The following is a 9,922-nucleotide window of genomic DNA, read 5'->3' as shown; positions in this document are numbered from 1 at the left end:
CCATCCGCCCGTCGGCCTGGTGACCGACCACCGGCGTACCACCGGCCGGGCCCCCGAACGGCCCGGCGCCGTCACCGTTCCAGCCACTCCACCCGCCGTTGGGCTCCGTCTGCCAGATGTGCGAGATCGAACTGCGGTCCGGCGCCACCGCGAACACCTCCAGCCGCCCGTCGGCGTTCTGACCGACACTCAGGCCCGAGGCCGCGGGGCCGAAGGAGGTGTCCCACGTGCTCCAGCCGCCGTTCGGCGTGGTCTGCCAGCTGTGCTGGACGCTGCTCCGGCCGGGGCCGAGGACGAACAGCTCCAGCCGCCCGTCGGGGTCGCGGCCGACCACCGGCAGGCCGCCGACCGGACCGCCGAGCCGCTGCCACGTTCCCCAGCCGCCGTTCGGTGTCGTCTGCTCGCGGAAGAACAGCCCCTGCTGGTCCGGCGAGACCGCGAACGCGACCATCGCCCCGTTGGCCTGCCGGCCGATCGCCGGGTTCTGCCGGCCGTCGCCGAAGTCGTCCCACCCCCTGGCGGTGGGCGCCAGTCGGACGTCCAGGTAGTCGGCGTCGATGTTGATGGTGATGCCGCCGTAGGTCTCGTTCTGGCCACCGGTGTACTGGTGGATCCGCTGGTGGTTTGCCCACAGGTGGTCCGGGATCGCCGGGTCCGAGGTGCTGGTGCTGCCGTTGCCCGGCCACGCCGCGAAGTCGATGACGTCCGGCATCGCGTAGGAGGAGTAGTGGGCGACCAGGTCGGAGATCGTGCTGCCGGCACTGCCGTACACGCCCGACAGGTAGCCCCGGGCGTGCAACTGCGTGGTCCAGGCGGACAGGTAGCCCAGGACCAGGCCCGAGTACGACGGGGCGTAGTGCTCGTTGTCCATGTAGACCGGGGTGCCCGGGGGGAAGCCGAGGGCCGACATCTGCGCGATCGCGTCGTCGGCGTCGGCCGCGCCCTGGGCCGCGGAGGGGATCGTGGCGCAGCCGGGGCAGGCGCCCGGCGCCTGGTGGCCGACGTACAGCGGGAAGAAGTGCCAGCCGATCGAGGCCTGCCGGGCGACCCAGTCGGCGGTCAGGTTCGGCTGTTCGCAGGTGCGGTTGACGCCGCCGATGTAGATGCCGATCGCGCCGTAGGGCGAGGCGTCCATCCAGGTGCGCATGGTGGACGAGCTCGGGGCCGCGCACGGGTCGAAGCCCTGGCCCGTGTAGTTGGTGGCGCCGCCGTCCACCGCGGCGGTCAGCGCCGCGCCGGAGCCGGCCGTGATGCCGCCGGCGCCGGCCGGGTCGGCCGCGCTCCGCGGTGCCTGCGCCGTCCGGCGCGGCTGCGGCAGACCGGCCCGGTCGAGGACGGTCGCCACCGCCGCCCGGTCGGTGCCGTAGGCCGCGGTGACGGTGACCGCGCCGGTGGTCGCCGTGATCTCGCGGGAGGCGGTGTTCTCCCGTGCCCCGCGCTCCGCGCCGGGTAGGGCCGGCTGCACCAGGATCGCCTCGCTGCGTCCCCGCAGGTGGGACGGGCAGTCCTGGTTCTCGCCGGGGCGGCCGAGGTAGACGGCGTGCCGGTCGAACCGCACGCAGGTGTCCGGCGCCGCGTCCAGGTCGATCACCGGCCAGGTGCCGGGGACGCGCAGCGTGGTGCCCCGGTAGGTCACGTCCTTGGCGCCGTCGGTGGCCGCGGCGGCCGGGCCGGTGGTGGCGAGGACGGCGGAGGAGAGGAGCAGCGCGCCCATTAGCGCTCTGGTCAGGACGGCGAGTCTCACGGGGACTCCTTCCGGTGCGGGGGTCGCGGGGTGTCGAGGGGCGGCCGTGACGGCCGCTGCGGGGCGCGCACTACGGCCGGATCCCGTCGAACTGCAGGACCCGGTAGGCACCCTGCGCGGTCCACTGGGAGACGATCAGCGTCAGCGAGTTCGCACCGGCGCTGCCGGGGTGGATGTAGCCGCCGTAGAGGCTCTCGACCTGCGGCCGGCCCCAGTGGTTCGGCGGCCAGAGGTTGCTCACCACGATCTGCGGGACCGGCGCCGACCACGCGGCGTCGGGCCGGGGCGCGGTGCGCGTGCAGATCGAACCGTCCGTCAGGTCGAGGTAGCTCATGCAGTAGCGGCCGTCGATCCGCTTCACGGAGAACTCACCGATGTTGTTCCCGGGGCCGAACAGCGGGGTCGGCGGGGTGCCGTCGGTGGCCCAGTGCCAGCCGCCGTCGTACGCCCAGTTCTGCTGGGCCCCGAAGTCGCCGGCCCGGAACGCGTCCGGGTCGATCCGGAACAGCTGGATCGCGCCCTGGTCCGCGGTGTTCTTGTGGGTGCCGTTCCAGCGCTTGGAGTAGATGTAGAGCCAGCCGTCCGGGTCGATGCCGGCGAAGGACCACATCCCGTACATCGACTGGTTGACGCCCTGGTCCTGGCCGGGCCAGTGGTACGGGTAGTCGGTCCAGGTCCGGCCGAAGTCGTCGGAGTGGGCGACGCCCGACATCAGTGAGCCGTCCTCGCCGGCGGGCAGCGGGTCCGGGCCGATGCCGCGCGCCACCGAGGTGTACTGGAGGTAGGTGCGGCCGCCGAACTCGATGCAGTCGTTCGGGATCCGGGTGCTCTCCACCCCGTGGCCGTTGTCGGTTCCGTGGCCGTAGTCGAGGAGCTGGGCCGCGGAACCGTCGGGCATGGCGTAGCTGAACGAGATCGGGGTCGCCCCGGAGCGGTCGAAGGTCGCCTGGTTCAGCATCACCGGGGAGCCGAGGTAGCCGTTGCCGGTGTCGAAGGAGTCGCCGAACACGTAGCCCCAGGTGTTGTCGTGCTCCCGGTAGTACGGGATGCCCAGGTCGCCGCTGCCCAGCCCGTACCGGCTCGCCGAGTCACCGGGCAGCTGGCACAGGGGCGCGCCGGTCTGGCCGACGCCGTTGGTCGCGGCGGCGGGCCCGGCGGCGGCGGCCCCGGCGCCCACGGCGAGGCCGGTGCCCAGGGCGAGCCCCGTCCCGGTCCGCAGGAGCGAGCGCCGGGTGAGGGCCTGCCCCGGCTGCGGTGAAGTGGACATGGATCTCCTTCGGTTGCTGGGAGGGGTGGGGTGCCGCCGGGCGGGGCACCGGACACCGGCCCCCCGGGAACGTGCGGCCCCGGCGCCCATGCTGGGCTCCGGCCGACCGGCCGGGACAGGCCACGGACCGGCCAAAGGCGGCCGGTGCCGGCGCGGCCTACCGGTACCGGGCCACCACGGCCACCACGGCCACCACGACGATCAGCAGGACGAGCGCGGCCGCGGCCGGCGCGAGCCAGCCGCGACCGGCGTCGAGTCTTCTGCCGACCTCGACCTGGCCGCCGGGCGGGATGCCGGGATGCCGTTTCGCGTAGTGCTCGACCTGCTGCCGCTCCCCCTCGGACTCGCCGAGCCAGGCCGTCCTGGAACTGCACTCACCGCACCAGTAGCGGTAGGCCACGTCGACTCCTCGCTTCTCGCCGCACAGCGCCTGCACGAAGGCAGCGATTGTGGCGTTCGTCATGTTCGGTGGACAGGCCAACCGGCCGGACATCGCTGACCGGTCGTCACCGGTAGGCTCACCGGCGATTACCGGCGAGTAGAGAGGCGCCCCGGTGACGGATCAGCTCGGCACGCTGTTACGCCGGCTGCGCGGCCAGGCGGGCCTGACGCAGGAACAGGTGGCGGAGCGCTCCGGCGTGAGCGTGCGCACCATCCGCCGGCTGGAGAGCGGCAGGTCCAGCGACCATCGACTGGGTACGGTCAATCTGCTGGCCGACGCCCTCGACATCAGCGCGGAGGACCGCCGGCAGCTGGCGAGCACGCTCGCCGAGGCGCGCGGCGCGTCGGCTCCCGCGGTGCCCCGGCCGGCTCCCGCGCCGCTCGAACCGGCGCCCGCTCCACCCGGCGGCCCGGCCGCCGAGTCCCCGGCCCCCGGCCCGTCGGCGCCACCCGAGACCCCTGCGCCACCCGCGCCGCCCGCGCCCCGCCCGGTGCCCGGCGCGCTGGCCGACGCCGCGCAGGAGCTGGCCGGCGAGGTCAGACGCCGCTGGCGCCGCGAGGAGGCTCAGCGCCGGGTCCACGACCCGTTCCCGCTCCCGGTCCGGTGGCAACGGGCACCGGCCGGGCTGACCGACCGTGCGGAGAACATCCAGCGGCTCGGCCCGGGGGCCGCCTCCCGCCCGATGGACCTCAGCGGTGACCTGCGGAGCGTGGCGGAGGTCTACCGGCGGATCTCCTCCGGGCGGCTGGTGATCCTCGGCCGGGCCGGCTCGGGCAAGTCGATCCTCACGATCAGGTTCGTCCTGGACCAGTTGGAGGCCCCGGGCGCCGCCGGCCGGGTCCCGGTCATCTTCAGTCTCGGCTCCTGGGACCCGACCACCACCGCGCTGCGGGACTGGCTGGTCGGGCGGCTGCTGCGCGACCACCCGCACCTGGCCCGCCGGGGTCCGCACGGGTCGACGCTGGCCGCCGCGCTGGTCGACGCCGACCTCGTCCTCCCCGTCCTCGACGGGTTCGACGAGATCGCGGAGGGCCTGCGGCGGGAGGCCCTCGACGCCCTCAACGCCACCACCCTGCCGCTCGTCCTCACCAGTCGGCACGACGAGTTCGCCGAGGCCGTCCAGGAGGCGCACGCGCCGCTGCTCTGGGCGGCCGGCATCACGCTCGCCGACCTCACCCTCGACGACCTCGGCCACTACCTGCCCCGGACGGCCCGGTCGGTCGGCCGCGGCGACGCCGCCGCCGGGAGAGAGGACGGGAGCGCGGACGGGTCGCTGTGGGACACCGTGCTCGACGAGCTGCGCGCCGGGGAGAGCGGGGCGGGCGCCGCCCTCGCCGCGGTGCTGACCACGCCGCTCATGGTGATCCTGGCGCGCACCGCCTACAGCGAGACACCCGGCCGCGACCCCGCCGAACTGCTCGACGCCGCCCGCTTCCCCACCGCGAAGTCCCTGGAGGAGCACCTGCTGGCGGGCTTCGTCCCCGCGGTGTACCGCCGCCGCGCCCCGGAGCGGGACGCCGCCGGCCGGCCGGACCGGCCGACGGACTGGGACACCGGTCGCGCCCAGCACTGGCTCGGCCACCTCGCGCACCACCTGGTCCGGCTCGACCACGACCGGCAGGACCTCGCCTGGTGGCAGCTCGGCGACACGCTGCCGCGCTCGACCCGGGTCCTGGCCGTGGTCGTGGCCACCTCGCTGAGCGTCGCCCTCGCCGACTGGTTCGTCGGACTGTTCGTCAGCCTGCTCGGCATCGGCTTCGGCACCGGGGCCGGCGAGGTGCTGCTGCAGGGCAGCCTGATGGGGCCGGTGGCCGGGCTCGCCTTCGGGTCGGTGTACGCGATCCTGATCACCTTCGGCGGCGGGGAGGTCTTCGAGCCGTCCCGGGTGCGGCTGCGGCTGCCCGGCACCCACGACAGCCTCGGCCGGCGGCCGGTCCGCACCTTCCTCGCCCGGTTCGGGGACGGTCTGCTCGGCGGGTCCCTGATGGGCGTCGGCTGCGCCTGCGCGCTCGCGCTGGAACGCGCGCTGTACGCGGGCTCCCCGCTGACCGACCCGGACGTCCTCGAAGGCACCCTGATCAACATGCTCTGCCTCGGGCTGACCTTCGGGTCGGCGGCCGGCCTGGTCTTCGGGCTCTCGGCCGCGCTGGAGGCGCCGGTGGACGTCACCTCCTCGGCCACCCCGGTCAGCCTGCTCAGCGCCAACCGCGCCACGGTGGCCCGGCAGTTCCTCGTCCTGGCGCCGACCCTCACCCTCACCATCGCCGGCGGCGGGCGCCTGGTCGTCGACCTGTTCCAGGGCGTCCTGGGTCCGCTGAACTGGGGGCTGGCGGACGGCCTGTTCATCGGGGCGGTCGGCGGGATCGGCGGGACGGTCGCCTATCTGCTCGCCTTCACCGCCTGGGGCCAGTGGCTGGTGCTGGCCCGGGTCTGGCTGCCGCTGACCGGCCGGCTGCCCTGGCGCCCGGTCGCGTTCCTGGACGACGCCTACCAGCGCGGCGTGCTGCGCCAGACCGGCGCGGTCTACCAGTTCCGGCACGAGCGGCTCCAGCACCATCTCGGCCGCACCTTCCGCCAGCAGCACGGCAAGTACGCACCGGCCACCTTCCCGCCCGCACCGGCCGGTACGCCGTGACCGCCGGCGCCCGGCCCGCCGGCGCCGCCCGGGTGGGGCGCGGGAATCCGCAGGCCGGAGCGGGGCCGGTCACATGTGGCCGGTGCGATGGCCTGTCCGCCGGGGCGGCCGGCCCGCAGGATCACGGGTACCAGGTCGGCGCCGCGCCGACGGTCCGGGCCCACCGGACCGGTCGCGAGCACCGCGCGCCGCCATGACCACCCGCAGCAGCCCGAGGAGTCCGATGAAACCCCTACGTCTGACCGCCGCCGGCGCGGCGCTGGCGCTCGCCGCCCTCGCCGGTGCCGGGCCGGCGCACGCCGACACCCCGACCGCCGCCGGCCTCCTCCAGGCCGGCGCCCAGCAGGGGGTCGCCGACGGATACCCCGGCGTGATCGGCCTGGTCCGCCAGGGTGACACCACCCAGTACGTGCACGCGGGCGTCGGCGACCTGTCCACCAGGGTGCCCGCCGATCCGAAGGCCAGGTTCCGGATCGGCAGCAACACCAAGGCGTTCACCGCCACCGTGCTGCTCCAGTTGGAGGGCGAGCAGCGGCTGTCCCTCGACGACACCGTCGCGAAGTGGCTGCCCGGCGCGGTCGCCGCGAACGGCTACGACGGCAGCACGATCACGATCCGCCAGTTGCTGAACCACACCTCCGGCCTGCCCGACTACGCCAAGGACACCGGGTTCGCGCTGTCCTACGCGCTGAACACCGAGCCCACCAAGGCCTGGCCGGCGCAGACCCTGGTGAACCTCGGCCTCGCCCAGCACCGGCCCACCGGCACTCCGGGCGGGCAGTGGAGCTACTCCAACACCAACTACGTCCTGGCCGGCATGGTGATCAAGGCCGTCACCGGCAACGACGCCGCCACCGAGATCCGGCAGCGGATCATCGAACCGCTCGGCCTCGCCGACACGACCTTCCCGACCAGCGATCCGACCATCTCCGGCAACCACCTGCACGGCTACGAGTACCCGGTGATCGGCATCGGCATCAGGGACGTCACCGTCTCCGACGTCCAGACCTTCGGGCCCGCCGGGGCGATCGTGTCGACCCTGGACGACCTGACGGCCTTCTCCCGGGCCCTGGTCACCGGCCGGCTCCTGGCACCCGCGCAGGAGGCCGAGCTCAAGACCACCGTCCCGGTGACCGCCGACGGCACCGTGGGCTACGGCCTGGGCATCATCCACGTGCAGCTGCCGTGCGGCCAGTGGGCCTGGAGCCACAACGGCGCCGTACTGGGCTACTTCAGCGACTGGTACACCAGCGACGACGGCGCCAAGCAGGTCGCGCGCGCCAACAACGAGTTCCACCTGCTCGCCGGGACGAAGGGCCAGCAGGACACCGGCAAGGCGACGGTCGACGCCTACTGCGCGCTGTAGCACCGCGCCCCGCCCCCGTCCGTCGCCCGGCCGCGGGGCCCGCTCCCCCTGCACCCACCCCGAGAGGACCTTCGATGACCTCCTTCCCGCCCGCCTGGCGCCGGCACGCCAGGGCGGCCGTCGTCGCCGCGGCGATGGCCGTGTCCGCGCTGCTCGTCGGTGCGCCCGCGCACGCGGCCGACCCGGCCCCGCCGACCTTCACCGACGGGTTCGGCCTGACCCAGGTCGGCGCCCCCGACGTGCACTCGGACACCGACTTCACGCTGACCGTGACCACCGGTCAGCTCTCCGGCACGCACAAGATCCGGATCCTCCTCCCCCGGGGCTACGCCGCCGACCCCGGCCGGCGCTGGCCGGTGACGTACTTCCTGCACGGCGGGGCCGGCACCGTGGACGACGTCGCGGCCGCGCCCGCCCTGCACTCCGACGCGATGATCACCGTCGTCCCGGACGGCGGCCTCAAGGGCTGGTACGCCGACTGGGTCATGCAGAACACCGTGCTCGGCGCGGCCAACTGGCAGACCTTCCACACCAGCCAGGTCGTCCCCTTCATCGACGCCAACCTGCGCACCCTCGGCGACCGGTCGCACCGGGCCGTCGTCGGCCTGTCGATGGGCGGCTACGGCGCGCTGCGCTACGCCGAGTTCCGGCCCGACCTGTTCGGCCACGTCGCCTCGCTGTCCGGCGGCATCGACCTCGGCATGACCGAGATCCGCGCCACGGTCCTGGCCACCGAGCTCAACCTCCCGGGTGCGTGGTGCGCCGTGAGCACCTCCGGCAGCGGCCAGTGCGTCGGCTACGGGCCCTACGTCGACAGCGACGCGATCTTCGGCTCGCCGTACCCGGTCTTCGGCGCCGACCACGTCTGGAACGAGGTCAACCCGGCCGCGGGCGCCAACCTGGCCAAGCTGGCCGCCACCGACGTCGCCCTCTACACCGGCGACCGGGGGCCCATCGACCACTTCACGGCGATCGCCACCGACACCGTCCGGACCCGGCTGAACCAGCTCGGCATCGCCAGCCGCTACGTCGACTACGGCGACGGCTCGACCCTGTCGCCCACCTGCGACGGCGGCCACAACTACGGCTGCTGGGCGCCGGCGCTCGCCGACTACGTCCCCCGGCTCCAGGCCGCCTTCGACCGGGCGGGCTGAGCCCCGGCCGACCGGTGGGCCCGGACCGCCGGGGCGGGCCCACCCGGTCACCGCGAACACCACGGACGCGACGAACACCCCGAACACGAGGCAGAGGACAGCGCATGACCGGACAGGACGGCCTCGCGGACGGCCGGAGCGAGCTTCTGACGCTGATCGACGAGGCGGCGGTCCGCAACCGGCTGGGTGACCGGGTGGCGGTCTACCCGGGCACCCGGTCGCAGGCGAGTTCGCTCGGCTGCGCGGTGACCGGGGCGGTGGTCCTCGGGGGGCTGGCGCTGGTGCTCTCGCTCACCGAGGCGGCGGCGCTGGCGGTCATCCCGCTCGGACTGCTGCTGCTGGTCCCGCTGGGCATCTGGAAGGAACGGTCCACGACGGCGAAGAACCAGGGCGTCCGGCTCGACCTCCACGAGCGCGGTCTCACCGCCGTGGTGAAGGGCCGGGTCCACGCCGTCCGCTACGAGAGCACGTCCGTCCTCCAGAACACCGTCCGGCACACCGGCGTCGGCGGCTACACGTCCTACGAGTACACGCTCACCGACGTGGACGGCGCGAAGGTCGTGCTGCGCGGCCGGGCGGACGGGTCGGGCGAGGTCGCCGAGAAGGGCGGATTCAGCAACCCGCGGGAGTGGGGGCCCGCGCTCCAGCAGGCCGTCACCCGGGCCCAGCTCCCCGGGGCGGTCGCCGCCCTGGACTCGGGCGGGCGGCTGGAGTTCGGCCGGCTCTGGCTGACCGCGGACGCCGTCGGCTCGGCCCGCGAGTCCGCGCAGTGGCAGGAGATCCAGGAGATCAAGGTCTTCGACGGCTTCGTCAAGCTCAGGGTCGCCGGCCGGTGGCGGGCCCTGACCCACGCCGCCGTGAGTACGATCCCGAACTTCTTCGTCTTCCTCGCCCTCGCCGAACACCTCCGGCGCTCCGCCGGCCGGCCGGCGGGCTGACGACGCGGCGGGTGCCGGTCCCACGGGGGTGGGCCGGCGCCCGCCGGTCGTCGATCCGCCCCCAGCCGCGTTCGGGGCGCCGCTCCGCCAGCTGCTCCGGGTCGCGGCTGCGGGCCGACCGGAGCCCGGGGGCGGCGCCGGCGGACGACGTCCGGGACACCGCGAACTGACCGGCGTACCGGCGCGGGACCGGGCGCCCCGCCGTTTCGGGGCCCGACATCGTCACCGTGGGTAGCAGTCCTCCGGGCGTCGGGTGAGGGCTGTGGTGCGCGCCACCCGAGCCCGGACCCCCACCCCCCACGATCCACACCCCCCGCCGACACCCCGTCACCCACCGTCGACGATGTGCCCGGCCTCACACCCCCAAACCTGTGGC

The 9,922-nt window shown here is 74.5% G+C and carries 7 protein-coding genes; 4 read left to right on the top strand and 3 right to left on the bottom strand.

The features are described 5' to 3' along the window. From ACIF6L_RS37260 to ACIF6L_RS37250, 3 genes are all read right to left on the bottom strand, one after another. The coding region (locus ACIF6L_RS37260) for a glycoside hydrolase domain-containing protein (protein WP_396490792.1) at positions 1–1,744 on the bottom strand (1,744 nt) is incomplete at its 3' end. A 70-nt stretch (positions 1,745–1,814) separates the two neighbouring features. Then, positions 1,815–3,011 (bottom strand): DUF4185 domain-containing protein, encoded by a 1,197-nt coding sequence (locus tag ACIF6L_RS37255; protein ID WP_359839943.1) that lies wholly within the window; start codon positions 3,009–3,011, stop codon positions 1,815–1,817. A gap of 157 nt (positions 3,012–3,168) precedes the next feature. Continuing rightward, positions 3,169–3,474, bottom strand: a complete 306-nt coding sequence (locus ACIF6L_RS37250) for a hypothetical protein (protein WP_396490793.1) — start codon at positions 3,472–3,474, stop codon at positions 3,169–3,171. Positions 3,475–3,565: 91 nt separating this feature from the next. On the opposite strand from ACIF6L_RS37250, the gene ACIF6L_RS37245 reads away from it, so the two are divergent. From ACIF6L_RS37245 to ACIF6L_RS37230, 4 genes are all read left to right on the top strand, one after another. Next, a complete protein-coding gene (locus ACIF6L_RS37245; protein WP_396490794.1) occupies positions 3,566–6,088 on the top strand; it encodes a helix-turn-helix domain-containing protein in 2,523 nt (840 codons plus the stop codon). Between the two features lie 223 nt (positions 6,089–6,311). Beyond that, positions 6,312–7,454 (top strand): serine hydrolase domain-containing protein, encoded by a 1,143-nt coding sequence (locus ACIF6L_RS37240; RefSeq protein WP_359839937.1) that lies wholly within the window; start codon positions 6,312–6,314, stop codon positions 7,452–7,454. 74 nt (positions 7,455–7,528) lie between these two features. Then, on the top strand, positions 7,529–8,608 hold the full coding sequence (locus ACIF6L_RS37235) for an alpha/beta hydrolase-fold protein (RefSeq protein ID WP_329491079.1): 1,080 nt from the start codon (positions 7,529–7,531) through the stop codon (positions 8,606–8,608). A gap of 104 nt (positions 8,609–8,712) precedes the next feature. Continuing rightward, positions 8,713–9,546, top strand: a complete 834-nt coding sequence (locus ACIF6L_RS37230) for a DUF6585 family protein (RefSeq protein WP_396490795.1) — start codon at positions 8,713–8,715, stop codon at positions 9,544–9,546. The last annotated feature ends 376 nt before the right edge of the window (positions 9,547–9,922 follow it).

Origin of the sequence: Kitasatospora sp. NPDC086009 (genome assembly GCF_044540385.1) — a bacterium.
In the GTDB taxonomy this organism is placed as follows: domain Bacteria; phylum Actinomycetota; class Actinomycetes; order Streptomycetales; family Streptomycetaceae; genus Kitasatospora.
Note: the sequence above shows the minus strand (reverse complement) of the source record. Positions and strands in the feature narration are given on the sequence as shown.

Bases quoted from the DNA above. Each gene is read 5' to 3' on its own strand.
- ACIF6L_RS37230 (WP_396490795.1), top strand. From the start codon at position 8,713: ATGACCGGACAGGACGGCCTCGCGGACGGCCGGAGCGAGCTTCTGACG.
- ACIF6L_RS37240 (WP_359839937.1), top strand. From the start codon at position 6,312: ATGAAACCCCTACGTCTGACCGCCGCCGGCGCGGCGCTGGCGCTCGCC.
- ACIF6L_RS37255 (WP_359839943.1), bottom strand. From the start codon at position 3,011: ATGTCCACTTCACCGCAGCCGGGGCAGGCCCTCACCCGGCGCTCGCTC.
- ACIF6L_RS37250 (WP_396490793.1), bottom strand. From the start codon at position 3,474: ATGACGAACGCCACAATCGCTGCCTTCGTGCAGGCGCTGTGCGGCGAG.
- ACIF6L_RS37235 (WP_329491079.1), top strand. From the start codon at position 7,529: ATGACCTCCTTCCCGCCCGCCTGGCGCCGGCACGCCAGGGCGGCCGTC.